Origin of the sequence: Streptomyces sp. NPDC127108, assembly GCF_042677545.1 — a bacterium.
GTDB lineage: Bacteria > Actinomycetota > Actinomycetes > Streptomycetales > Streptomycetaceae > Streptomyces.
Genome location: NZ_JBHXTE010000029.1, coordinates 107,235 through 130,698 on the forward strand (window position 1 = coordinate 107,235; position 23,464 = coordinate 130,698).

Consider the following 23,464-nt stretch of genomic DNA (forward strand, 5'->3'; position numbering starts at 1 on the left):
CAGAGGTCGCTCAGGCGCTCGATACCCTGGTGACCATGACGTCGCACCAGACCACCCAGACGATGAAGCCCGCGACCGCGGCGAAGAAGCTGGGTGTGTACCTCGAGGCCACCCCCGCCGAGTTCCAGGAGGGCGTGATCTCGCGGGCCGAGCTCAACGCACTGCAGGCCGACCCGCCCCAGTGGCTGCAGGACCTGCGCCGCACCGGCCCGCACCCGCGCCCGGTGGTCGCGGCGAAGCTCGGCGTCTCCATCTCGGGCCTGGCCCGCGGCGGCGTCACCGAGGCGCTCACCACGGAGCAGATCGACGCCCTGAAGACGGAGAACCCGGAGTGGCTGCGCCGGGAGCGCGCCACGCAGGCCGACGTCCGCAAGGAAGCGGCGCGCCTGAAGGAGAAGCAGCGCGAGAACGACGAGGGCTGAGAACGACGAGGGCTGGGGGCGACGAGGGCCGAGGGGACCCGGCGTCACACGGGTGAACCCTCCGCCCCCGCAGTGAGCGCGCTCTCCAGATCCCCGGTGATCTCGAACGTGTCGGCCAATCCGGCCAGCCGAAGGATCTTGCGGAAGAACACGTTGTCGACGACCAGGGTCACCCCCGCCTGACGCTGCTGTGCCCCGTCCCGAGCGCGGCACAGCAGCGTCAGCCCCCCGCAGTCGAGGAACGACACCGCCCGCAGGTCAAGGACGAGGTCACGGTGACTCTCCCGTGCCAGTCGCGTGAGCGGGGCGGCGAGAACCTCGTCCGCGAGGATGTCCAGCTCGCCCCAGAACGTGACGACCAGCCGCTCCTGCCGAACCTCGGCCCGGAGGCCGAACTCGGCGTGGTTCTCGAGCATCGTTCCCCCTCAGGGCACCGTGAGAGCGGCTCCGGGGTGAGTCAGTGCGATCCACCGGCGGGGTCTGAGCGATGAGCTGTCGCCACCGGGGACAGGGGTGGCACGTTCTTGCCCTTGGCATACCCGACGGCCGGAGAATAATGCAACTGCCCTGCATTAAACAAGAGTTGGCCGATTACTGCTGACACGTGCCGACACCGCCACACGCCACCCGCGGCAGGCGGACGACGGCGGCGCGGTCAGTCCCGTCCGCCCCTGCCGACCGCCATGGCCAGGCATTTCGCACCGGTCCACAGCGCGTGCCCGACCATCACGAACACCCAGATCTTGCCGCCGTCCTCAAGCACCCGGGCGAACCCGGACTCCTGACCGCCACCGTGGAGCAGTACGTCGACGGTGTCCTGGGTGACCAGATCGCGCAGCCACGAGAGCCCCACCAGCATCAGGAGCACCTGTACGACGGCGAACACGGCCGCGTGCCGCCCGAGTTCCCGCAGGAGTTGCTCCCGGGTCCTCGGCGGCTCCTCCTTCGCGCCCGCGTCCTTCACGACGGCGCTCTTCGCCGCGGGGTCCTTCACGGCGGCGCTCTTCACGCGCGGCGGCGTACCGTCGGCCGGGCTCGTCGCGGGTGTCGCTTCCGGCTCCGGTACGGACGCGGCCTCGGGCTCGGGATCGGGTGCACGCTCGGCTTCGGGCGGCGGCGGGGGTACGTCGGCGACGCCCAGGCTCCGTACCGCACGGGGTACGACGACGGCGCCGGCCAGGATCAGGGCGGCCGCGCTGAGGCAGGCGACGGTCCAGTCGGCGCCGTCGTACAGCATGCCCGCGGTGAGGGCGCCGATCAGCGCGCCGAGCAGGTTGGCGGACTCGTACACACCCATGCCCCGGCCCGTGTGCTCGCCCGACGCCTCCGCGATGACTGCCTGCTGGATGGGGATGACCGCGGCCCAGGCCAGCCCGCTGAGGATCCACAGCGCGGCGATGACGACGGGGTTCGGCGCCCAGGCGAGTCCGGCCGCGAAGGCGGCGCTGGCGAACGAGGCGCACATCAGGATGCGGGTGCGGCCGAAGCGGACCACGTAGCCGTGCAGGCGCTCGGCGGCGACGCTCATGGCGATGGCGCCGGGCAGGAAGACGTAAGCGACCTGGACGACCTCCAGGTCGAACTCGCGCTGGAGGTGCATCAGGAGCAGCAGCGAGATCGCGGCCTCGGCCGTCATCGTCACGACCACGGCGAGCAGCATGGGGCGGAGCCTGCGCCCGACGGCGCCGAGTCCGGCGATGGCCGAGCCCGCCGCGCTCTTCGCGTCCTGAGCCGCGGCACCCTCCGGCCCGCTCACGCCCTCAACGCCCTCCGGCCCGCTCACGCCCTGAGCGCCGCCCGGCCCGGTCGCGCCGGGGGCACCACCCGCTCCCCCGCCCCGCGGGCCCGCGGGATCCTGTCTGCGGGGCGCGGACAACAGCAGCGCGGCGGCGAGCAGACAGGCCCCCGCGCAGACCCAGAACACCCCGTCGAAGCCTATCTCGCCGATCAGCACCATGCCCGCGACGAAGGCCACCCAGGAGCCGGTCTCCTGGGAGGCGAGGAGCCGGGGGAAGACCGCGGAGTCCTCCGCGAGGCGTTCGCTGATGATGGCGCGGACCGCGACCCACAGCAGGGCGCCGCCCACACCGCCGACCGCCGCGGCGGCGTAGGCGGAGGCCGCGTTCTGCGCGAGGGCGTATCCGGCGGCGGAGGCCGCGTACAGGACCGCGCCCGTCGCGGCGACGTAGCGCCGCTCGAAGAGGTCGGCGAGCACACCGGCGATCGGCCGGGCGATCACGGAGAGGGCCATCTCGACGGCCATCAGGATGCCGACCTCGGTGGCGCTCAGGCCGAGGGCCGCGCCCGCCCAGAGGGGCAGGATGAAGTCGAAGAGCTCGTTCGGGCCGTTGGTGAACGCGGCGGCGTGCAGCGTTCGCTCCTCGCGCCGCCGGGGCGCCCGCGGGCTCTTCGTGGCCGCCGCGGGAATGTCTCCGATCATGTATCCGCCCCAAACTCCGACCGACGCCGTCTGACTCTGCCCAATCTCCGAGCACTGTTCGGTTAACTCCGAACGGTATACTGAGTTTCGTGGTGATCGCAAAAGGTACGCCGCTCAGGACGGCGTACGAGCCGGAGGGTGCCGCACGGTGACGGATCCGCTGACCGCCTCGACCCCGCTAGAGCGCGCGCTCGCGCTGCTCTGGGGACGCGACACGCGCGGCTCCCGCGGACCGGCGCGCGGGCTGACCCTGGACCGGATCGTCGAGGCCGCGATCGAGGTGGCCGAGCAGGAGGGCCCCGCCGCCATGTCGCTGCGCCGCGTCGCCGCGCGGCTCGGAGTCGGCGTCGCCTCGCTGTACACCTACGTTCCGGGGCGGGCCGAGCTGGAGGCCCTGATGCTCGACGCCGTGGCGATCGGCCGGACCCTGCCGCACGAGTGGCCCGGCGACTGGCGCGCCAAGCTCACGGCTCTCGCGCACGACGACTGGCGGGAGATCCGGCTCCACCCCTGGGTCCTTGAGCTGGGCGCGGCCGAGCAGGTGCCGGGTCCGAACATGCTGCGCTGGCTCGACTCGGCGCTGCGGATCTTCGACGACACGGGGCTCAGCGAGGCGGAGAAGCTGTCGGCGATCGAGACGGTGGACGCGTATGTGCGGGGGCTCGGGCGGCTGCGGGGGCCGGAGGCCGACCGTTCCGCGTCCGGGACCGGGGCCGTGGACGCCGCCGAGGACACCAAGGAGCGGGACCAGGTCCTCGGGCGGCTGGTGGACTTCGACGCGTACCCGGCCCTGAGCCGGGCGCTGGCGGCGGGCGGCACGCCGTACTCCGGAGCTCCGTTCGAGTTCGGCCTCGAGCGGCTCCTGGACGGGATCGAGCAGTTGGTGCTCCGCCGCTCGGCGTAGGCCGCGGCGGGCGGGACAGGGCAAGTCCGCGCGATACGGGGGAGGAAGCGATGACACGGTCGGTTCTGGTGACGGGCGGCAACCGGGGGATCGGGCTCGCGGTGGCCCGCCGTCTGGCCGAGGACGGTGACCGGGTGGCGGTCACGTTCCGTTCGGGCTCGCCGCCCGCCGGGCTGTTCGGGGTGCGGTGCGATGTGACGGACCCCGAGCAGGTGGACCGCGCGTTCAAGGAGGTCGAGGCGGAGCAGGGCGCGGTGGAGGTCCTCGTGGCGAACGCGGGCATCACTCGTGACCGGCTTCTCGCGGTGATGGCCGAGGACGACTTCACCGCCGTCCTCGACACCAACCTGGGCGGGGCCTACCGCGTCGCCAAGCGTGCCGTCCGCCCCATGATGAGAGCGCGCCGGGGCCGCGTCGTCCTGATCTCGTCGGTCTCCGCCCTGCTCGGCACGGCGGGCCAGACCAACTACGCCGCGTCCAAGGCGGGCCTCATCGGCTTCGGCCGCTCCCTGGCCCGGGAGCTGGCGCCCCGGAACATCACGGTGAACGTCGTCGCGGCCGGCCTCATCGACACGGACATGACGGCGTCCCTGCCCGAGGCCCGGCTCGCCGCCATGACGGAGGGCGTGCCGCTGGGCCGCGTGGGCACGGTGGCGGAGGTGGCGTCGGTGGTCGCGTTCCTCGCGGGGCCGGACGCCGGATACATCACGGGGGCCGTGGTGCCGGTGGACGGGGGCTTGGGGATGGGCCACTGAGGGGTCGCCCCGGCCCACCTCTGCCCCCGCGCCCCGTCCACCAGGGCCCGTCCGTTGGATCGCCCCAACGGTCCGGCCCTAGTGCCCGCCGGAGCCGTCCGAGCACTCGTTGCCCGGGGCGGGGTTGAGCACGCCCACGACGTTCACCGTGTTGCCGCAGAGGTTCACGGGGACATCGACCGGCACTTGGAGGAGGTTGCCGCTGAGCACGCCGGGCGAGTTCTCCACCTTGCCGTGGGCCTCGGCATCGCCGTCGGCGGCGGCCGAGGTGGCGCCGCCGACCAACGTGGTCACGGCGAGCGCGGCCGAGGCGAGGAGCACGCGAGTGCGCATGGGGGTACCTCCTGGTGCGAAGGGAACGTCCTTCCCGAGCCTCCCTGCGGTGCGGTGGGCGAGAAAGTCCTGGTAGCCCGATGGAATGACCCGCGACTGACGAGGCGTCGACCGGCCCGGAGCAGCAGGCGGCGGGGCCGAAGGAGGCCCGCCACGGCACTCCAGTCGTCGACCTGGTCGTACGCGACCTGGTCGTACGACCCGTCGGACCGTGCCTAGCCCGACCTGCCCGCCTTGTCCGACCCGCCCAGGCTCTCGGTCCCGTCGGCCCCGCTCGGGCAGCTCGCCCCGCCCTCCTGCCCCGCCTCGCCGTCCCGCGCCAGCGCGGCCACCGTGCGGGACAACCCCACGTGCAGCGGCACCCGTGGTGCCCAGCCTGTCGCCCGGCGGAACGCGGTCGCGTCGACCGTGAAGCTGTGGAAGTCGACGGGGGTCGCGTGGTCCGGGGGCTCGACGGTGACGACAGGGACCGGGGGGCGGCCGGTGGTGTCGGCGGTGAGGCGGGCGACGGTGCGGAACAGGTCGCCGAGCGTGGTCATGCGGCCGGTGCCCACCACCCAGTGCCGTCCCGCGAGTTCGCCGACCCGGTCGAGGCCGGTGACGAGGGCGCGGGCCGCGTCGTCGACGTGCAGCAGGTCCCGGCCGATGGTGCCGTCCCGCCACACCGTCAGGGGCTCGTCGGCCAGGGCGCGCCGGGCCATGGCGGTCACCACGCCGCCGTCGGCGGCGGTCGGCGTGCGGCTCTCGCCGTAGACGGTCGGCAGTCTCAGGGACACCGCGCGCAGCACGCCCTCGCGGGTGGCGTCGAGGAGCGCCCGTTCGGCCAGGGACTTGTGGCGGTCGTAGCCGCTGGCGGGGTGATCCTCCTCGGTGCCGTCGACGCGGTCCCGTGCGGTCAGCCCCACCTGGCTGGCCGACCCGGCGAAGACACAGGCGGGCCGCCGCGCGCCGGGGGCCGCGCGCAGGATGTCGACGAGCGCGTGCACCATGCCGACGTTGACCCACTCCCCCAGCGGATCGTCGTCGGTGCGCCAGGCGCGCGCACCGGACCGGTGGCACACCAGATGGACGATCGCGTCGACGTCACCGACGGCGGCGGCCAGGCTCGTGGTGTCGGTTAGATCGGCGGCGCGCACCTCGACGTCGGCCACCGCGCCCACCGGGACCGCGCTGGGGCGCCGTGCCACCAGCCGCAGGCGCAGCCGCCGCCGCGCGAGCATCGCGGCGACGGCGGAGCCGAGGAAGCCGGAGGCGCCGAGCACGGCGACGCGGGGCGGCTCGGCGACGGCGGAGGGGCGGTCGCGGAGGGGCGCGCCGGAGCTGCGGGGGCGGCGGTCGGTGCCGTCGGGCTTGGGGGTGTCGTGGGCGGCAGTACCGCTGCGGCCGGTGCCGAGGGAATCACCGGAACCCCCGGACCGGCCGGAATCCCCGGAACCGCCGGAGCCGCCGGACCCCCCGGGCCTCGCGGGCCTCGCGGAGCCCCCGGAGTTACCGGGCCCCCCGAAACCCACACGTCCACCCCCCACCCCCACCTCACCCATGCCGCTCCCCCTCACGCGCCCCCGCCCCCGCCAGCGCCGCCTCCCGCAGGCGGGCGTCCAGGCGCAGGCACGTCTCGTACTCCGGCAGCAGGCCCGCGCGTTCGGCCGCGGCGAGGGTGGGGGCGCTCTGGTCGCGGGGGGACAGGATGCGCGGCAGGTCGTCGCGCAGGGGCAGGGCGAGGGCGGGGTCGGCCACCGACACCGCCTTCTCGTCGTCGGCCGCGTAGCCGCCGGAGAGCAGGTACTCCATCACCGTGTCGTCCTCCAGGGCCTGGAAGGCGTGGCCCACGCCGACCGGCAGGTGCACGGCCCGGAACGTCTCCGCGTCCAGGACCAGGCAGTCCCAGCGGCCGAACGTGGGCGAGCCGACGCGCAGGTCGACGACGAGGTCGAGCGCGCTGCCGCGGGCGCAGTGCACATAGGTGGCCATGCCGGGCGGGGTGCGGGTGAAGTGGACGCCGCGGACGACCCCGCGCCGGGACCTGCTGTGCCCGGTCTGCGCCACGGGGAACAGCGGGCCGCCGACGGCGTGCATGTACGCGGGCCGCTGATAGGGGGCGACGAACAGACCGCGTTCGTCGGGGAAGACGGTGGGAGTGAACGCGTACGCGCCGCGTACGCCCAACTCGCTTGTCCGCACGGCACCTTTCCTTTCCACAGGGTTCGCGAGGTTCCGCGGGGGTGGGGCACGGGTGGTTCACGGGAGGGACGCCAGGCAGGCGAGGAGACTGCGTGCCTGGACGTTGACGTGGTGGCCGATGGCGACCAGCGCGTGGAGTTGATGGGGCGTCAGCCAGCGGTAGTCATCAGGGAGTTGAGCGTCACAGGGCGGGAGCGTGGCGTCCGCCTCGATGATCCGGTAGCGGGTCGCCGCCCGGTGGAAGCGGCCGCCCTCCTCGGACAGCTCCGCGTCGAAGCGTACGCACGCCGGGTCGTCGGACAGCGCCGAGCCGTCGAACGGTCCGGCCTCCTCCGGCACGGCGGGCCCGATGTCGTCGGACCACTGGACGGTGGGGCCCAGCTCGACGAGGTCTCCGAGGCCCGGCTCGGTCCGCGCCCGGACCAGGACCCGCGGCACTCCCCCGATGGAACGGCAGAGGAACACCGCGAGGCCCGGGCGGCGGGGCGCGAGCAGCGGCTGGGCCCACTGCCGCACCTCGCGGGTGCCCGCCTCCACCCGCACCGCGATGATGCGGAACGACCGCGCCGCGTCGTCGGCGATCTCCGTCTCCGTACGCGTCCAGCCCTCGACGTCCGCGAGCGGGACCGGCCTGGCGTACCAGGGACAGTGCTGCTTGGCGTCGATGAGCCAGCTGGTGAGCGCGCGCAGCGACAGCGGGTCGACGGCGGCCCCCGGCGGCGCGGGCGCGCGGGACACCGGCTCGGTGAGCGCGGCCGCGGTGGGCACGGGGCCGGCGGGCAGACACCCCAGTACGGAACGCGTGTCCATGTTGACCAGGTGGTCGACGCCCAGGAGCCGCCGCACCGTACGCAGCGCGATCCAGCGGAAGTCGGGGTGCTCGGCGACCTCGCCGACCGGCTCGACGACCATGTTCCGATTGTGTTTGCGCCAGAACCACGCGCCCTGTTCGGACTGGAGGGAGTCGACGAGGACACGGCCTCGGCCGGGGCCCCTGAAGTGCTCCAGGTGGCGGGTCGCGCCGCCCCGGTGCACCCGGGTGTAGTTGCTGCGGGTCGCCTGGACGGTGGGCGAGAGCTGAATGCCGTCGATGTTGCCCGGCTCCGCCTTGGCCTGGAGGAGCACGTGCGGTTCACCGTCCAGCTGTTTGACGAGCAGGCCGAGCACGCCGATCTCCGGTTGCAGGATCACCGGTTGGTCGCGCCCCGGGCCCTCGGGGCCGCGCACCCGCATCCCGGAGACCGTGAAGAAGCGGCCGCTGTCGTGGACGAGGTCGCCGTCCCGCGTGAACGACCAGTGCGGCAGGTCACGGAAGGGGACAGGGGTGACGGACAACCGGGCCGCACCGCGGCGTTCGTCCCACCAGGCGGCGAACGCGGCGTCCAGGTCAGCCAGTTCGACGGCCGGGTCCACCCGCTCCGGGGCCGGGCTCGCGGCGTCCGGATCCAGCGCCGCCGCGACCGCGGCGGATCGACGTGACGTGACGATGACGGCACCTCCCACGGAACGCCGTTGGCCCGGACCGGACGACTACAGAGCGGCGAGCACCTCGCGCAGCGCCTCCACGACCAGGTCCTGCTCGGCCTTGGTCAGCGAGGGGTACATGGGCAGCGAGAAGATCTCGTCGGCGGCGCGCTCGGTGACGGGCAGGTCGCCCCGGTGAAGGCCGAGGTGGGCGAAGCCCTTCATCGTGTGGACGGGCCAGCGGTAGCTGACGTTGAGCGTGATGTCCCGCGCGGCCAGCTCGGCGATGATCCTGTCGCGCTGGGGGTGGCGGACGACGTACAGGTAGTACACGTGGTCGTTGCCTTCGGCCAGGGCGGGCAGCACGAGATCCGTGCCGGCCAGGCCTTCCTCATAGCGGGCGGCGATCGCCCGGCGCGCGGCCAGGTAGTCGTCGAGCCGGGTCAGCTTGCGGCGCAGGATCTCGGCGTGCACCTCGTCGAGGCGGCTGTTGTGGCCGGGGGTCGCCTCGACGTAGTAGCGGTCCTCCATGCCGTAGTAGCGCAGCCTGCGCAGTGCCGCGTCGACGGTCGCCGTGGAGGTGATGACGGCCCCGGCGTCGCCGTAGGCGCCGAGGACCTTGGTCGGGTAGAAGGAGAACGCGGCGGCGTCCCCGGTCGTCCCGGCGAGCCTGCCGTGCTGCCGCGCGCCGTGGGCCTGCGCGCAGTCCTCCAGGACGGCGAGCCCGTGCGCGGCCGCGTGCTCGGCCAGTGCCGCCAGGTCGACGCACTGGCCGTAGAGGTGCACCGGAAGGAGGCACTTGGTGCGTTCGGTGATGACGTCCGGTACGCGGTCCACGTCCATCAGATACGTCTCGGGGTGCACGTCGACGAACACGGGCGTCGCGCCCACGGCGTCGATCGCGACGACGGTGGGTGCCGCCGTGTTGGCTACGGTGATCACCTCGTCGCCGCGGCCGACGCCGAGCGCGCGCAGGCCGAGGACGAGAGCGTTGGTGCCGTTGTCGACACCGGCGCAGTGCGGTACTCCGTGGTAGTCCGCGAACGCCCGCTCGAAGGCCCCGACCCGCTGACCGAGGATCAGCTGTCCGGAGCGGAAGACGGTGTCGACGGCGTCGAGGATGTCGGCGCGCTCGGCGTCGTACTCCGCAAGGTAGTTCCAGACCTTGATGCCCATGGTCACTGGTCCTCGGTTCGCTCGGGGTCGGCTGGTCGCGCTACGGCTGCGGCGCCGCGGGCTCCAGTGGCCCGCACCGCGCGTGGGCGGCGCCGCACTCCTCCAGCGCGCGCCCGGCGAGGACCGGGTGGTGCGGGAGTTCGGCGGTGGCGCCGTCAGCGGGGCGCACCGTTGCGGGCGCGCAGCGGTCGAGTACGGAGACGATCCACTCGGCGAGTGCCTGGCCCTGGTTGGCCGCGGCCTTCTGCCAGCGGATGCGCCGCTCTGTCGTGATCTTGAAGCGGATGGCCGCCTGCTTCTCACTCGTCCCCGGTCGCGTCGCCGCCTCCTCCGGCGGCGGTCTGCGTTCGGGGGCGCGCAGGCTCTCCCTGATGTGGCGGCGCAGCTCGTTGCGGGACCAGCCGTGCCGTTCGGCCTGTTCCAGCCAGTGGTCCTGGGCCCGCTCCTCCAGGCCCGCCACCTCGGCGTGGTGCTGGAAGCTGAGCCGACCGCGCCGTCGTGCCACGCCGAACCGGCCCGCGACCCAGGCGTAGTTGCGCAACGTCTGGTAGCTCAGGGACGTGTCGGCGAGGGCGATCTTGTAGCGGTCGGGGTAGTGCGCCTGGCCGTAGATCAGCCAGTCCCCGAGCCACCAGCTGGACGAGTCCGCGATGACGGCGATGTGCGTGCCGAGGCTGCGCCAGCGGTCCAGTGGCAGGTCGACCGGCAGGTCGAGCGAGGTGCGCCGGGCCACCACGGACGCGTTCACATGCAACTGCGATCCGAATTTACGGTTCTGCACATTCGATGGATTGTGGTCTCTCGGCAGTCCTCCCGCAATGGTTCTGGCAATCGGATTGGAAATCTGGTTGGGAATCGCTGTGGGAATCGAGTGCGGTAGCGGCCTCACGCCGGGAGGTATTCCCCCGTGCCTCTTGCTTGGCAAGACATCCTCCGTGTGAGCGTGCTGTACTCTCACCTGCCCCGAGTCGTCCCGAGACTCCGGCAGTCTGCGGCAGGTCACGGCGCGGTGTCCAGGGGAATGAATGGCCGGTTGTTCCGGATGGGCCGACGGCGAACCCGGACCGGAGCATGCGGTTGATCGCCTTCCGGCACGGTCTGATTCCGGCGGTTTCGGCGCGTCCCCGTGTCATGCGGCGGGTCCGAGCGCGCCTGCGCTTTTCGCAACGCGGGTGGTCGGCCCGGAGGCGGGCGGACCGTGTCGGCAGGCCGTTCCGGATGCGCGGGACCGGGCACCCGGGGCTGGTTCCGGCGGCGGTGGGCAGGGTCGGTCCGGGACGCGGCACGGCGTCCCGCCGGCGGGACGGTCGGCGGCGGGCACGGCGCGGAGGCGTTCCACTGCCGCCGCGACGCCCCCACAACTCCCGCGTTCTTACCGGCGCACGCCCTCGGACCACAAGTGGACAACAACCCGCCGCTATTTCTTCCACAGCACTTCTGACCGGGCGTGACGAGCTGTTTTCCGGCATTTTCCAATGGGATCCGGACAGGAGTGGATTGACCGTTCGCGCATCGATGAAATAGGAGATAGCCATGGACGCACTCATGAACCAGAGCGCCGCACTTCGATTCGTCGCCGAAGCGGTGGAAGAAGTAGCCGGAATTCCGGCCGAAGAGGTGGAGCCCGGTAAGTCCTTGGTGGACGATCTCGGGATCGATTCCCTCTCCATGGTGGAGATCGCTTTCACGCTCCAGCGGCAGGCGGGTGATGAGATACCCGACGAGGAGCTGGCCACGATCACCACGGTGCAGGATCTCGTCGACCTGGTACGGGAACGGGTTGAACACAGTCAGTGACGACACGAGGTGACCTGGTGAGCCATCCCGAGCTGACCCCGCACGAGGTCCTGGCCGCGGGCCCCGCCGCTCCCGACGTCAACGAGCGCCCCTGGCTGGTCCGTTGGGACCTGCTCGGCGAGGACGCCGGGGACCTGGTGCGCGGGGCGCTGCCCCCGACCCTCGACTTCCACACGTCCGGCACGACCGGCCCCAGCGAGTGCTGGCGGCGCACCCGCGACCAGCTGTGGGCGGAGGCGGGCATGCTGGCCGAGCTCCTTCGGCCCGAACGCCCCGAGGCCGTCCTGTCGTTCGCGCCGCCCCGGCATGTGTACGGGGCTCTCGCGACCCTGCTCGTCCCGGCCAGGCTCGGACTTCCCGTCTGGTACCGCCCCCACTTCTTCGGCGCCATGCCCCCGTCGCCCGGGGGCCGGTGGGCGGTGATCGCGGTGCCCTGGTCGTTCTCGGCACTGCGCCGCAAGCGCGCCTGGATCGAGGCCCGCGAGCACGTCGCCGTGCTCCACAGCACCGCGATGCTCCCGTCGGCCGCGCAGGACTTCGTCCAGGAGGCGGGCCCCGGACGGGTCTCGGTGCGGGAGGTGTTCGGGTCCACGGAGACGGGCGGCATCGCCTGGCGGCAGTGGGGGCCCGACGACCCGCCGTGGGACCTGTTCGACGACGTGGAGTTCGTCCCCGACCCCCACGACTCCGACGGCTCCGACGGCCTGGGGTTCGTCCCCGCTCCCCGCCACCCCGACGACGAAGCCAGCACCGAAGCCGACACCGACCCCGACGTCCCCCTGACGGTCCGCAGCCCCCGCCTGGCCTCCCGGCCGGGCCTCGCTCCCCTCCCCGTCTGGCGCACCGACGATCTCGTACGGCCCTGTGGCGCACGCCGGTTCCGCTTCAGTGGCCGGCGCGGGGGCCTTGTGAAGATCAACGGCCGTCGAGTGGAACTGGGCGCTCTGGAGCGTGCGCTGCGCGCCGTCGTGGACTGCGCGGATCTGGCCTGCCTGCCCGTCGCCGACGAGCTCAGCGGCGAGCACCTGGAGCTGTACGTCGTGCCGCCGCCGGGCCGCCGTCTCGACCGGGCCCGCGTGCGGGCGCTCGTCGCGGGCCACGACCTCACCGTCCAGCCCCGCCAAGTGCACATCGTCGACCGCATCGACCGCTCCCCGACCGGCCTGCCGCGCCGGATCCACCCCACCCGCCCCGCTGACGCAGGAGCCGCGACATGATCACAGACGTAGCCGAGTCGCCCAAGGAACGCCTGGCGGACATCGTGCGCCAGGCCCGCCCCGACGCCCGGGTGCGCCCGTGCAGCCCGCTGGAGGCGGAGCGGATGCGGGCCGGTGTCGACCGGCTCGCCCGCGCCCTCGCCGACCAGGAGCAGGTGTACGGGGTCACGCAGGGCTTCGGCCCGCTGGTCGAGTACGCGGCCGCCGCGTCCGACACCGACCAGGGCAGCGGCCTCATCGCCCACCTCGGCAGCGGCCAGGGCCGGCCGCTGTCCCCGGAGGTCTGCCGTCTGGTGCTGTGGATACGGCTCAACAGCATGCGGCTCGGCCACTCGGCCGTCTCGCCCGAATTCTGGGACCGGGTCGCCGAGTTGTGGAACCAGGGCTTCACGCCGGTGATCCCGCGCGACGGCACGGTCAGCGCGAGCGGCGACCTGCAGCCCCTCGCGCACGCGGCACTCGCCCTGGCCGGGGAGGGCGAGGCGTGGCTGCGCGACGGCTCGGGGGACTGGCGGGTGCGGCCGTCGGCGGAGGCCCTGGCCGCGCTCGGCGCGCGCCCGGTGACGTGGCGGGCCCGGCAGGCCCTGTCGTTCGTCAACGGCACCAGCGTGAGCCTCGCGGTCACGCTGCTCAACCACCGGGAGGTGCTGCGGCTGGCCCGCGCGGTCGCCGCGCTCACCGCGCGTGCGGTGACGCTGCTCGGCGCGAGCCCGCAGGCGTACCACCCCGGAGTCGGCCATGCGCGCGGCCAGGCGGGGCAGTTGGTGGCGGCCCGGTGGATCAGGGAGGACCTGCCGCCGGACCACCGCCGCGACCCGGCGCGCCCGCTGCAGGAGCCGTACAGCCTGCGCTGCGCGCCCCAGGTGATCGGCGCGGTCGTCGACCAACTGTCCATGCTGGAGGACATCCTGGTCCGCGAGGCGGTGGGCTGTACGGACAACCCGGTGTACTACGAGGGCGAGTTCCTGCACGCGGGGAACTTCCACGCGATGCCGGTGGGCCTCGCGTCCGACCAGATCGGCCTGTGCCTGCAGCAGATCGCGTTCCTCGCCGAGCGCCAACTGGCCCTGCTGTGCCTGCCGGAGACCAACGGCGGCCAGCCGCCCATGCTCACCCCGGTGCCCGGCCGGGGCAGCGGTCTCGCCGGGGTGCAGATCAGCGCCACCTCGTTCGTCGCGCGCATCCGCCAGCTCGTCTACCCCGCGGGCCTGACGGCGCTGCCCAGCAACGGCCTCAACCAGGACCATGTGCCGATGGCCCTCAACGGCGCGAACGCCGTGAGCGACGCCGTCGACCAGGCGTGGCTGGTCGTGGGCTCGCTCGCGGTCGCGGTCACGCAGTACGCGGCGCTCACCGGACAAGGCACGGACTCCCCGGGCGTATGGGCCGAACTGGCCCGCGTCTCGCCCGCGTTGGCTGCTGACCGGCCGCTGGCGCCCGAGGTGCGCGACGCCCGCGACGTCCTCGCGCGCCTCGCCACGGAGCTCATCGAACGCGAGGAGGAGAGCGCAGATGCTGGGTACGGCGCCTGACGCCGCGCGAAAGACCGACCCGCCGGACGAGCGCGAGCCCGAGGAGCGGACCGAGTCCGGCCGTCCGGCCATTCTACGGCCCGACGCGTGGCGGGACATGCTCCGCTATCTGCGGCCGCAGCGCGGGCGCATCCTGCTCGGCGGCGGCCTGTCGCTGCTCGGCGGCTTCTCGGGCCTGATCCAGCCCGTCATCGCCAAGTCCGTGGTGGAGAACCTGGAGTCGAGCACCCCGGTCATGGGCGCGCTGATCGCGCTGACGGCCCTCGTGCTCGTGTCGGCGGTGGTCGGCGCGATCGGCACGTTCATCCTGATGCGGGTCTCCGAGTCGGTCGTGCTGAGCACCCGCCGCGAGGTGATCCGGCGGGTGCTGTGGCTGCGGGTCTCCGAGACGGACAAGATCCCGCCGGGCGACCTGATGTCGCGGGCCACCGCCGACACCACCCTGATGCGCAGCGCCGTCACCACCGCGATCGTGGAGACCGTCAACGGCTCGGTGATGCTCGTCGCGATCCTCGTCCTGATGGGCCTGATGGACTGGGTGCTGCTGCTCACCACGCTGGCCGTGGTGCTGCTCGGCGGCATCCTCGTCGCCACGGGCCTGCCTCAGCTGGAGAGCGCCGCGCGCCGCGCCCAGGAGGGCGTGGCGGAGCTGAGCACGGCCCTGGAGCGGGCGCTCGGCACCTTCCGGACCATCAAGGCGTCCGGCGCGGAGAACAGCGAGGCCGAGATCGCCGAGCGCGGCGCGCGCCGCGCCTGGCGGCACAGCCTGAAGGTGGCCCGGCTCGACTCGCTCGTCGGCGCCTTCATCACCGTGACGATCCAGGTGGCGTTCCTCGCCGTCCTCGGCGTCGGCGGCGCCCGGGTGGCGTCCGGCGCGATGAGCCTGGGCAGTCTGATCGCGTTCCTGCTCTATCTCTTCTACCTGGTGCCGCCGCTGGGCGCGCTGGTCACCGCGATGATCCGGTTCAACGTGGTGGCCGCGGCGATGTCGCGCGTCAGCGAGCTGCTGCGCCTGCGCACCGAGCCGGAGAGCCCGCAGCGCCCGGCCCCGGTGCGCGCGGACCACACTCCCGCGCCCGCGTCGCTGTCGTTCCACGACGTCGTCTTCCGTTACCCCGGCGACGGGCCCGTGGTGCACCACGGCATCAGCTTCGAGATCCCCGCGGCCGGGATGACCGCCTTCGTGGGCCCCTCGGGCGCGGGCAAGTCCACGGTGTTCTCCCTGATCGAGCGGTTCTACGAACCGCAGAGCGGCACGGTCCGCATGGACGGCCGCAACATCCACGAACTCGACCTCGGCGAACTGCGTGCCGCCATCGGCTACGTCGAGCAGGACGCCCCCGTCCTCGCCGGGACGATCCGCGACAACCTGTGCATCGGGATGCCGTACGTCGAGGAGGACGAGCTGCGCCGCGTCGTCGAGCAGGCGCGCCTCGGCGAACTCGTCGCGCGCCTGCCGCACGGCCTCGACACCGAGGTCGGCCACCGCGGCACCAAGCTGTCCGGCGGTGAGCGCCAGCGGGTCGCCGTGGCCCGCGCGCTGCTGCGCCGGCCACGGCTGCTGCTCCTCGACGAGGTCACCTCGCAGCTCGACGCCCGCAACGAGAACGCCCTGCGGGAGGTCATCACCGGCATCACGGCCGAGACCACGGTCGTGGTGGTCGCGCACCGCCTGTCCACCGTGAGCATGGCCGACCGGATCGTCGTGATGGACGGCGGCCGCATCCGCGCCGTCGGCACCCACGAGGAGCTGCTGAGCGAGGACGCGCTGTACCGCGAGCTCGCCGCCACGCAGATGCTGCTGCCCGTCAGTGAGCTCGAAGCGTCCGCCGCCCGCATCGGCGACACCCTGGGAGAGCGTCCATGAGCATCGAGGCACCCCGTACCGCGCACACGCCGACCACGGGCTTCACGCTCTCGACGCTCGGGCCCGAGCCGGTCGGCCTGGAGTACCTGGCCGACACGGTGCGACGGCTCGCGGCCGAGCACGGCGACGCGCCCGCCCTGACCGTGCTCGGCGACCACCGGGTGCGGGGCGGGGCCCGGCGCGCGGACACCGTGGTCACGCTCACCTACCGCGAACTCGACGAGCGGGCCCGGGCCGTCGCCGCCGAGCTCCAGGCGGCGTGTCCGCCCCGGGCCCGCGTCGCGGTCCTGTGTCCGCACGACGAGCACTATGTGGTCGCCTTCCTCGCCTGTCTGTACGCGGGGGTGATCGCGGTGCCCCTGTACGCGCCGGAGCTGTTCCGCAGTCAGACGCGGCTGCGTTCGGTGCTTCGGGACAGCACGCCGGGCTGTGTCCTGACGACGTCGCAGGTGCGCCCGGCGGTGCGCAACGCGCTGAGCAGCACCGGGTGGCAGCAGGGGCCGGTGCTGCACGTCGACGAGGTGCCGCCGCACCGGGCGGCGAAGTGGCGGCGCCCGCCCGCGGAGCCCGACGACGTGGCGTACCTGCAGTACACGTCGGGCTCCACCGGGGCGCCCGCGGGGGTGCGGGTCACGCACGCGAACCTGTCGGCGGCGGCGTACCAGATGCGTTCGCGCTTCATGCCGGCCAGGACGGCCGTGTCCTGGGTGCCGCTCTTCCACGACATGGGGCTCGTCTGCGCCATCGCGAGCCCCCTCAGCGCCGGGATGCACATGGTGCACCTCAGCCCGATGGGCTTCCTGCACCGCCCCTACCGCTGGCTGCGCGCCCTGTCGGACTACCGCGCCGACTGGACGGTCACCCCCAACTTCGGCCTCACCCACTGCGTGCGGCGCGTCACCGCCGAGGAGGTGGCGACGCTGGACCTCAGCGGGCTGCGCGCCCTTGCCATCGGCGGAGAGCCGGTGCACGCGCGGTCGGTGGCGGCGTTCGTGGCGGCCTTCGCCGACGCGGGCCTCGACCCCCGGTCGCCGGTGCCGTGCTACGGCCTCGCGGAGGCGACGCTGTCCGTGACGATGACGCCCAACGCGACCGGCGCGACCGGCGGCCACTTCGAGCGTGCCGCCCTCACCGCGGGCGAGGTGCGGCCGGTGCCGGAAGGACCGGACTCGGTGCACCTGGTCGGCAACGGGACGCCGGTGCCCGGGGTGCGGGTGCGGATCGCGGATCCGGCGACCGGCCAGGAGACCACGGGCCGGGTCGGCGAGATCTGGGTGAGCGGCCCCAACCGCACCGACGGGTACTGGCGGGCGCCGGAGCGGACGGCGCGCGTGTACGCCGACGGGTGGCTGCGCACGGGCGACTGGGGCTTCCAGCACGACGGCGGACTCTATGTGGTCGGCCGCATGGACGACGTCATCATCGTGCGGGGCCGCAACCACTATCCGGAGGACATCGAGGCCACCGTCGAGTCGGTGGCGCCGGTGGCGGCGACGGCGATCGGCGTCGAGGGCGACCCGACGGAACGCCTCATCGTCCTGATGGAGGCCGACGCGGCGATGACGGCGCTGCCCGAGCCCGACCGCGACGCCCTGACGGAACGCATCCGGCAGACGGTGAGCCGCCAGCACGGCCTCGCGGTCCACGCCACGGTGGTGGTCCGCAGAGGGACGCTGCCGCGCACCACCAGCGGCAAGATCCAGCGGGGCCTGTGCCGTCAGCGGTACGCGGCGGGGGCCTACTCGACCTGACCCCGACGTCCCGCGGTCACCGCGTACGCCGCCAGAACACACCGACCCCGTCGATCTCCTCGATGGGGTCGGTGATGCCGTGCTCCCTGCGGTACTGGTAGACGGCGACCCGGCACGGGGGCAGGGCGCGGTAGTCGTCGACGATCACGTAGCCGCCGACGGACAGCTTGGGGTAGAGGTGCACCAGCGCGTCCATGGTGGACTCGAACAGGTCGCCGTCCATGCGGAGCACCGCCAGGCTCTCCACCGGGGCGTCGGGCAGCGTGTCGCGGAAGTAGCCGGGCAGGAACCGCACTTGGTCGTCGAGGAGCCCGTAGCGGCGGAAGTTCTCCTCCACGATCGTCCGCGAGACGCCGAAGACGTCGTTGAAGCGGTACAGCGGCGCGAGGTCGTCGCCCGGGTACCGCACCGGGTCGCCCTTGGGGATGCCCTCGAAGGAGTCGGCGACCCACACCGTGCGGTCCTTGATGTCGTACGCCTTCAGGACCGCGCGCATGAAGATAGTGGCGCCGCCCCGCCAGACCCCGGTCTCGATGAGGTCTCCGGGGATGTCGTCGGAGAGCACCTGCTCGACGCACGCGTGCAGATTGTCGAGGCGTTTGCCGCCGATCATCGTGTGCGCGACGCGCGGGATGTCCCGGCCGCCGGCGCGGAGTTCGTCGTCGTATTCGATGCTCGGCAACCCGGCGTCGAAATCCTTGTTCCGCACCCAGCCGTGTGCGTTGTCCTGATAGATGGTGTTGGTGACGACCTTCTTCATCAGGTCCAGATACAGGTCGCGGGAATGTGTGAGCACAGGCGTCCCCCTTGTCGCTTCCGGGCTGAGAATCGACAGCAGTGTGGCACCAGTGTGTCCCGCCGGCGAGACGGAATACAGAGCCACCGCTCATGAACTGCGCTTGTACCCGCGGTGATTGAAGCGGAATCCGCGTGAATGGTTGACGCGGGACCGGCCCCGGGCAACCATGGCCGCACTCACTGGGAAAGCAGGAGTTCATGACCATCGAGACGCCGAAGACCAGCGAAGCCATTCGTGTCGGACGCCGCGTCGAGCTCGGATATGCGACCGCCGCCGACTACGAACAATTCGCGAAATGGCTCAGCCCCGACGGGGATGTCGCCGCCCTGACCGGCGATGTCTCCGAGCGGGTCACGGTGGACACGCTGCGGGCCGACGCCGCGTCGGGCTCGCGCTTCTGCACGATGCGGTCCCTGGACGGGGAGCGCGTGGGCATGGTGAAGTTCCACCGTGTCGGCGGCGAACGGGACACGACCTTCGAGATCAGCGGTGCCATCGGAAGCAGCGACCTGTGGTCGCGGGGCTACGGCGCCGAGGGCTTCGGCCTCGTCGTGGAGCACCTCTTCGAGGACCTGGGCGCGCACCGGCTCCAGTTCTGGGTGGGCCTGTTCAACGAACCGATGCTGCAGATGGTGATGCGCACCCGCTTCTTCGTCCTCGAAGGCGTCCTCAGGGAACGCAAGTTCTTCAAGGGCGAATATCACGACGTTGCCATGTGGTCCATGCTGCGCCATGAATACGAAGCGCTGTTCGTCAGAGGGGAATGGGAGCAGAAGCCCGGCCAGGACGCCTGGTTCGGCACGACGAGCGAACCGAAGGCGGCTGCCCGCAGGACGCTCGCCGAATATCTCGGCAGGGGACCGGCGACCGCACTGACCCCCTTCACGCGATAGCCGCGACTCGCACGCTCAGACCTCTCCCCCCGTACCGACTTCGGACTGCTCACCACCGACTACTGACTAACTACTGACGACTAACGACTAACGATCGAAACCTCCACGAGGCGATCACCGCGACGGCCGTCGAAAGCACGGCCGACCCATTCCAGGAATTCCGCTGGAGGTGCCTCGTGTCCGTGGACTGGTCGATCTACACCCTGGTGGACCCGGTGTTCTTCGAGACCCCGGCGCGGTCCGCCACCGAGGAGCACTTGGTGCCCCCGCGGTTCGCCCCACTGCCCGACGGCTGGCGGCACCGGGCCGCCCGCGTCTGGGACATGTACCAGCCCGAGCACCCGCACACCGTGGACCAGGGCTGGAAGATCCATGTCTCCGCGACCCACGACAACGCCGAGCGCGTCCTGGACGTCGTCGCCGACCACTGTCTGCGGGCCCGCGTGCCCTTCAAGCACCTGCGCAGCCGGTCGCTCCTGAACGCCATGAACTCCAAGTACGCGCCCCGCCCGGCCGGCGGCAAGTTCATCGCCGTCTACCCGCGCGACGAGGCGGAGTTCGCCGACTGCGCACGCGAGCTGGACGAACGCCTCGCGGGCAGCGACGGACCGTACATCCTGACCGACTGCCGCTGGGGCGAGGGCCCCGTCCACTTCCGGTACGGCGCCTTCCGTGAGCGCTGGTGCTGGACGGACGACGGCGCGCTCGTGCTCGCCCTCACCGGAGCCGACGGGCGCCTCGTGCCCGACCGCAGGCGGCCCGCGTTCGCGCTGCCCGAGGGCGTACCGGTCCCGGATGTCCTGCGCCCGCACATCGAGCGGCGCACCTCCGCGAGCGGCGAGTTCGGCTACCGGGTCAAGGAGGCCCTGCACTTCTCCAACGCCGGTGGCGTGTACGCCGCGACGCGCCGGGACGACGGCGGCCCCGTGGTCCTCAAGGAGGCCAGGCCGCACACCGGCCGGGACGGCGCGGGCCTCGACGCGACGGCGCGCCTGGCCCACGAGAAGCGCGTCCTGGACCGGCTCGCCGGCGTCCCCGGCGTGCCGCGGGCGTACGAACTCTTCGACTTCGGCGGCCACTCCATGCTCGCCATGGAGCACCTGGACGGCATCCCGCTGCAGCGCTGGATGGTGCGCCATCACCCGCTGGTGAACTGGAGCGCGTGCTCGCCCGAGGGGCTGCGCGACTACGCCCGGCGCGCGGAGGCCCTGCACGCCGAGGTGGCCGCGCTGGTCCGGCGCGTGCACGCCGAGGGCATCGCCTTCGGGGATCTGCACCCCGGGAACGTGCTGGTGGCGGAGGGCGCGTTCGGTCCCGAGGAGGACGCCGCGTCCGGCGGGCGAGCGCGGCCCGGCGGGGAGGCGCAGCCCGACGTGCAGGCGCAACCCGGCGAGCAGGCGCAGCCCGACGCCCAGGCGCAGCCCGACGGCCGAGCGACACCCGACGAGACGACGGCACCCGGCGAGACGGCCGCACCCGGCGATACAGCGCCACCCCGCGACTCCGCGCCGAAGGTGCGCCTCGTCGACTTCGAGATGGCCTTCCCCGTCTCCGAGAACACCCGCCCGACCCTCGGCTACCCCGGCTTCGCCGCACGCCGCAAGACCGGCGCGGCGGTCGACGAACACGCCCTGACGGTGCTGCGGCTGTGGCTGTACCTGCCGCTCGTGACGTCGCTCGGCGTCTGCCCGGACATGGGGGCGCGCCTCGCGGCCGCGGCGGCACGGCGCTTCGGCCTGCCGGACGACTTCGTCGCGACGATCACGGCGGGCCTGGCCGAGGCACCCGACGACCAGGCACCGCGGCCCGCCGGGCAGGCAGAGGCCGCCGCTGGCCCGGGCCGACGCCGCGACCCGTCGCCGGTCGGAGCCGTCGCCGACGTGCGTCTCGACACCTCGCCCGTCGACTGGGCGGCCGTACGCGCCTCCATGGCCCGCGCCCTGCACGCGTCCGCGACCCCGGACCGCGACGACCGCCTCTTCCCCGGCGACCCCCGGCAGTTCAACGAGGCCCCCGGCGGCTTCGCGCACGGCGCCGCGGGCGTCCTGTGGGCCCTGTCCGTGGCGGGCGGGGAGCGCGAGACCGCGTACGAGGACTGGCTGCTGCGGGCGGCCCGCGCCGACCACGTCCGGCCCGGCTTCCACGACGGCGCGCACGGCGTCGCCCACGTCCTGGACCACCTCGGCCACCACGCCGCCGCCAGGGAGCTGATCGACCGCGCCCGCGCCGGCGTCGAGGAGATGACCGACGTCAGCCTGTACGGCGGCCTCGCGGGCGTCGGCCTCAACCTACTGCACTTCGCCGGGGACGAGCCGGGGCACGCCTGGCTCAAGGAGGCCCGGGAGCTGGCCGCGCGCGCCGTCGCCGCGCTGGACGACGGCCGCCCGCACGGCATCGACCGCGCCCGCGGCGAGCCCGGCACCCACGGCGGGCTGCTGCGCGGCTGGTCCGGGGTCGGCCTGTTCCTGCTGCGGATGTACGAGGCCACGGGTGAGGCCGCCCACCTGCGGCACGCGGTGCGTGCCGTGCACCGGGACCTGGACCTGTGCGTGCTGCGCGAGGAAGGCGTGCTGCACGTCGACGGCGGCTTCCGCTCGCTGCCGTACCTGGAGACCGGGTCGGTCGGCATCGGCCTCGTCGCCGACCTGCTGACCGACCACACGGACGACCCGCGCATCGCGGAGGCGCTGCCCGCTCTCGCGCTCGCCGCGCGCTCGCCGCTCACGGTCGAGAGCCAGCTGTTCAACGGGCGGGCCGGGCTCCTCACGGCGGCGCACGCGCTGCGGCGGCACCTGCCGGTCGCCGTGTCCGAGGGCTCGGAAGGCAGCACCGAGGGCAGCGTGGACCCGGTGGCCGAGCACTTGGGCAGCCTCCACTGGCACGCACTCGCCCACCGCGGCGAGGTGGCGTTCCCGGGCCACAGCGGTCTGCGCCTCTCCATGGACCTGGCGACGGGCAACGCGGGCGTCCTCGCGGCCCTGTCGTACGTCACGGACGGCGGGCCGCCCCCGCTGCCGTTCCTGCGCCGCGCCGGACACCCGGCGGCCGGGGCGGACCACGGACTCCCGGCGGACGACCGTCCCCGGATCCCCTGCGAACAGCCGGCTGGAGGTGACACCGCATGAACGTTCTGGAGCTTCAGGAGCTGGAGACGTCGACCCTCGACGACGAGCTGCTCGGCAGCACCGGCAGCGTGGGCTGCTGACCCGCTGTCACGGCACGACGAGAGCGGACCGGCAGCGGCGGCGGCGGTCCACGGCGGCCGCCGACCGCGACGCACCACTGACTTCGGCGGCCCACCGCCGCCGGCACCGCAGCGAGCGCTTGGGAGGAGGTGACACCGCATGAACGTTCTGGAGCTTCAGGAGCTGGAGACGTCGACCCTCGACGACGAGCTGCTCGGCAGCACGGGCAGCGTGAACTGCTGACCCGCTGACGACGCGATGAGAGCGAGAGGGCCGCAGCGGCAGTCCACCGCGGCCGCCAGCCGGGCCGACTGAGCCGGCGGTGGGGGGTCCCTGAGCCCAGGGACCCCCCACTCACTCTCTGCGCTCTCCCCGTCTTCTTTCCAGCTACGTCCACGCGTGTCCGGCGCTCAGCGGCCCCGGTGCCGCTCGGCGATCCGGACCAGTTCGGGGACGACGTCGGCGGCGCTCGGCATGGCCCTCATGTCGGCGCGCAGCCGCCGTGCCCCTTCGGTGAAGGAGGATTCCGTGAGCAGCCGCCGCACTTCGTGCGCGACGCGTTCGCCGGTCGCCTCCGCCACGGGAAGGTCGACTCCGGCGCCGTACGCGGCCAGGCCCCTGGCGAGGATCGGGGCGTCGATCTCCTCGGCGACGGCGAGTTGGGGGACGGCGTGCAGGGAGGTCGTGCCGATCGTGCCGAACCCGCCGTGATGAACCATCACCGCACACGTCGGAGCCAGCGCCGCCA

Annotated in this window: 20 protein-coding genes; 10 read left to right on the top strand and 10 right to left on the bottom strand. The window is 73.0% G+C overall.

All coding sequences use genetic code 11. The annotated features are described in order from the left end of the window. Nucleotides 1-35 precede the first annotated feature (35 nt). Nucleotides 36-422 carry a DUF5997 family protein gene (locus ACFVHO_RS24700; RefSeq protein ID WP_385718480.1) on the top strand — a complete coding sequence of 129 codons (387 nt, stop codon included), beginning with the start codon at nt 36-38 and terminating at the stop codon, nt 420-422. A 44-nt stretch (nt 423-466) separates the two neighbouring features. Here the strand turns inward: ACFVHO_RS24700 and ACFVHO_RS24705 are convergent, their stop codons facing one another. Together ACFVHO_RS24705 and ACFVHO_RS24710 are read right to left on the bottom strand one after the other, a co-directional pair. Next, complete coding sequence (locus tag ACFVHO_RS24705; protein ID WP_385718483.1) at nt 467-838, bottom strand: STAS domain-containing protein; 372 nt, start codon at nt 836-838, stop codon at nt 467-469. 239 nt (nt 839-1,077) lie between these two features. Beyond that, on the bottom strand, nt 1,078-2,862 hold the full coding sequence (locus tag ACFVHO_RS24710) for an MFS transporter (protein ID WP_385718486.1): 1,785 nt from the start codon (nt 2,860-2,862) through the stop codon (nt 1,078-1,080). 148 nt (nt 2,863-3,010) lie between these two features. Here ACFVHO_RS24710 and ACFVHO_RS24715 point away from each other — a divergent pair, with 148 nt between their 5' ends. Together ACFVHO_RS24715 and fabG are read left to right on the top strand one after the other, a co-directional pair. Then, complete coding sequence (locus tag ACFVHO_RS24715) at nt 3,011-3,766, top strand: TetR/AcrR family transcriptional regulator (protein WP_385718489.1); 756 nt, start codon at nt 3,011-3,013, stop codon at nt 3,764-3,766. Between the two features lie 50 nt (nt 3,767-3,816). Continuing rightward, nucleotides 3,817-4,521, top strand: coding sequence for a 3-oxoacyl-ACP reductase FabG (gene fabG, locus ACFVHO_RS24720; RefSeq protein ID WP_385718492.1), 705 nt, complete (start codon nt 3,817-3,819; stop codon nt 4,519-4,521). A 78-nt stretch (nt 4,522-4,599) separates the two neighbouring features. Here fabG and ACFVHO_RS24725 read toward each other — a convergent pair whose 3' ends face one another. From ACFVHO_RS24725 to ACFVHO_RS24750, 6 genes are all read right to left on the bottom strand, one after another. Further along, nucleotides 4,600-4,854 carry a chaplin gene (locus tag ACFVHO_RS24725; RefSeq protein ID WP_385718495.1) on the bottom strand — a complete coding sequence of 85 codons (255 nt, stop codon included), beginning with the start codon at nt 4,852-4,854 and terminating at the stop codon, nt 4,600-4,602. A gap of 215 nt (nt 4,855-5,069) precedes the next feature. Further along, entirely contained in the window at nt 5,070-6,365 is a 1,296-nt protein-coding gene (locus ACFVHO_RS24730) for an NAD-dependent epimerase/dehydratase family protein (protein ID WP_385718498.1), read from the bottom strand. Nucleotides 6,366-6,387: 22 nt separating this feature from the next. Further along, nucleotides 6,388-7,035: a dTDP-4-dehydrorhamnose 3,5-epimerase family protein gene (locus tag ACFVHO_RS24735; protein ID WP_385718501.1), complete on the bottom strand. Its 648-nt coding sequence runs from the start codon at nt 7,033-7,035 to the stop codon at nt 6,388-6,390. 57 nt (nt 7,036-7,092) lie between these two features. After that, nucleotides 7,093-8,538 carry an NDP-hexose 2,3-dehydratase family protein gene (locus ACFVHO_RS24740; RefSeq protein WP_385718504.1) on the bottom strand — a complete coding sequence of 482 codons (1,446 nt, stop codon included), beginning with the start codon at nt 8,536-8,538 and terminating at the stop codon, nt 7,093-7,095. A gap of 27 nt (nt 8,539-8,565) precedes the next feature. Beyond that, nucleotides 8,566-9,675 carry a DegT/DnrJ/EryC1/StrS family aminotransferase gene (locus ACFVHO_RS24745; protein ID WP_385718506.1) on the bottom strand — a complete coding sequence of 370 codons (1,110 nt, stop codon included), beginning with the start codon at nt 9,673-9,675 and terminating at the stop codon, nt 8,566-8,568. A gap of 40 nt (nt 9,676-9,715) precedes the next feature. After that, entirely contained in the window at nt 9,716-10,456 is a 741-nt protein-coding gene (locus ACFVHO_RS24750; protein WP_385718508.1) for an LmbU family transcriptional regulator, read from the bottom strand. Between the two features lie 752 nt (nt 10,457-11,208). On the opposite strand from ACFVHO_RS24750, the gene ACFVHO_RS24755 reads away from it, so the two are divergent. The 5 genes from ACFVHO_RS24755 to ACFVHO_RS24775 are packed head-to-tail and all read left to right on the top strand — an operon-like array spanning nt 11,209 to nt 17,839. Next, nucleotides 11,209-11,472, top strand: coding sequence for an acyl carrier protein (locus ACFVHO_RS24755; protein WP_078618763.1), 264 nt, complete (start codon nt 11,209-11,211; stop codon nt 11,470-11,472). A 17-nt stretch (nt 11,473-11,489) separates the two neighbouring features. Then, the gene (locus ACFVHO_RS24760) at nt 11,490-12,689 is read left to right on the top strand and encodes a hypothetical protein (RefSeq protein WP_385718511.1); all 1,200 of its coding nucleotides are present in this window, start codon (nt 11,490-11,492) and stop codon (nt 12,687-12,689) included. After that, nucleotides 12,686-14,221, top strand: coding sequence for an aromatic amino acid lyase (locus tag ACFVHO_RS24765; RefSeq protein ID WP_385718514.1), 1,536 nt, complete (start codon nt 12,686-12,688; stop codon nt 14,219-14,221). The genes ACFVHO_RS24760 and ACFVHO_RS24765 overlap by 4 nt, the downstream gene beginning before the upstream one ends. Beyond that, nucleotides 14,202-16,088, top strand: a complete 1,887-nt coding sequence (locus ACFVHO_RS24770) for an ABC transporter ATP-binding protein (protein WP_385718517.1) — start codon at nt 14,202-14,204, stop codon at nt 16,086-16,088. The genes ACFVHO_RS24765 and ACFVHO_RS24770 overlap by 20 nt, the downstream gene beginning before the upstream one ends. After that, nucleotides 16,085-17,839 carry a fatty acyl-AMP ligase gene (locus ACFVHO_RS24775; protein ID WP_385718520.1) on the top strand — a complete coding sequence of 585 codons (1,755 nt, stop codon included), beginning with the start codon at nt 16,085-16,087 and terminating at the stop codon, nt 17,837-17,839. The genes ACFVHO_RS24770 and ACFVHO_RS24775 overlap by 4 nt, the downstream gene beginning before the upstream one ends. A gap of 16 nt (nt 17,840-17,855) precedes the next feature. Here ACFVHO_RS24775 and ACFVHO_RS24780 read toward each other — a convergent pair whose 3' ends face one another. Further along, nucleotides 17,856-18,635, bottom strand: coding sequence for a TylF/MycF family methyltransferase (locus tag ACFVHO_RS24780; RefSeq protein WP_385718523.1), 780 nt, complete (start codon nt 18,633-18,635; stop codon nt 17,856-17,858). 200 nt (nt 18,636-18,835) lie between these two features. Here ACFVHO_RS24780 and ACFVHO_RS24785 point away from each other — a divergent pair, with 200 nt between their 5' ends. Together ACFVHO_RS24785 and ACFVHO_RS24790 are read left to right on the top strand one after the other, a co-directional pair. Next, the gene (locus ACFVHO_RS24785) at nt 18,836-19,531 is read left to right on the top strand and encodes a GNAT family N-acetyltransferase (protein ID WP_385718526.1); all 696 of its coding nucleotides are present in this window, start codon (nt 18,836-18,838) and stop codon (nt 19,529-19,531) included. Between the two features lie 182 nt (nt 19,532-19,713). Continuing rightward, nucleotides 19,714-22,656: a lantipeptide synthetase gene (locus ACFVHO_RS24790; RefSeq protein ID WP_385718529.1), complete on the top strand. Its 2,943-nt coding sequence runs from the start codon at nt 19,714-19,716 to the stop codon at nt 22,654-22,656. Between the two features lie 470 nt (nt 22,657-23,126). On the opposite strand, the gene ACFVHO_RS24795 is transcribed toward ACFVHO_RS24790, so the two are convergent. Further along, on the bottom strand, nt 23,127-23,464 hold a 338-nt coding region (locus ACFVHO_RS24795; RefSeq protein ID WP_385718532.1), incomplete at its 5' end, for a nucleotide disphospho-sugar-binding domain-containing protein.

Excerpts from the sequence above, each read along its gene's own strand:
- ACFVHO_RS24765 (WP_385718514.1), top strand. The coding sequence starts at position 12,686 with ATGATCACAGACGTAGCCGAGTCGCCCAAGGAACGCCTGGCGGACATC.
- ACFVHO_RS24785 (WP_385718526.1), top strand. The coding sequence starts at position 18,836 with ATGACCATCGAGACGCCGAAGACCAGCGAAGCCATTCGTGTCGGACGC.
- fabG (WP_385718492.1), top strand. The coding sequence starts at position 3,817 with ATGACACGGTCGGTTCTGGTGACGGGCGGCAACCGGGGGATCGGGCTC.
- ACFVHO_RS24755 (WP_078618763.1), top strand. The coding sequence starts at position 11,209 with ATGGACGCACTCATGAACCAGAGCGCCGCACTTCGATTCGTCGCCGAA.
- ACFVHO_RS24700 (WP_385718480.1), top strand. The coding sequence starts at position 36 with ATGACGTCGCACCAGACCACCCAGACGATGAAGCCCGCGACCGCGGCG.
- ACFVHO_RS24710 (WP_385718486.1), bottom strand. The coding sequence starts at position 2,862 with ATGATCGGAGACATTCCCGCGGCGGCCACGAAGAGCCCGCGGGCGCCC.
- ACFVHO_RS24770 (WP_385718517.1), top strand. The coding sequence starts at position 14,202 with ATGCTGGGTACGGCGCCTGACGCCGCGCGAAAGACCGACCCGCCGGAC.
- ACFVHO_RS24705 (WP_385718483.1), bottom strand. The coding sequence starts at position 838 with ATGCTCGAGAACCACGCCGAGTTCGGCCTCCGGGCCGAGGTTCGGCAG.
- ACFVHO_RS24745 (WP_385718506.1), bottom strand. The coding sequence starts at position 9,675 with ATGGGCATCAAGGTCTGGAACTACCTTGCGGAGTACGACGCCGAGCGC.
- ACFVHO_RS24725 (WP_385718495.1), bottom strand. The coding sequence starts at position 4,854 with ATGCGCACTCGCGTGCTCCTCGCCTCGGCCGCGCTCGCCGTGACCACG.
- ACFVHO_RS24775 (WP_385718520.1), top strand. The coding sequence starts at position 16,085 with ATGAGCATCGAGGCACCCCGTACCGCGCACACGCCGACCACGGGCTTC.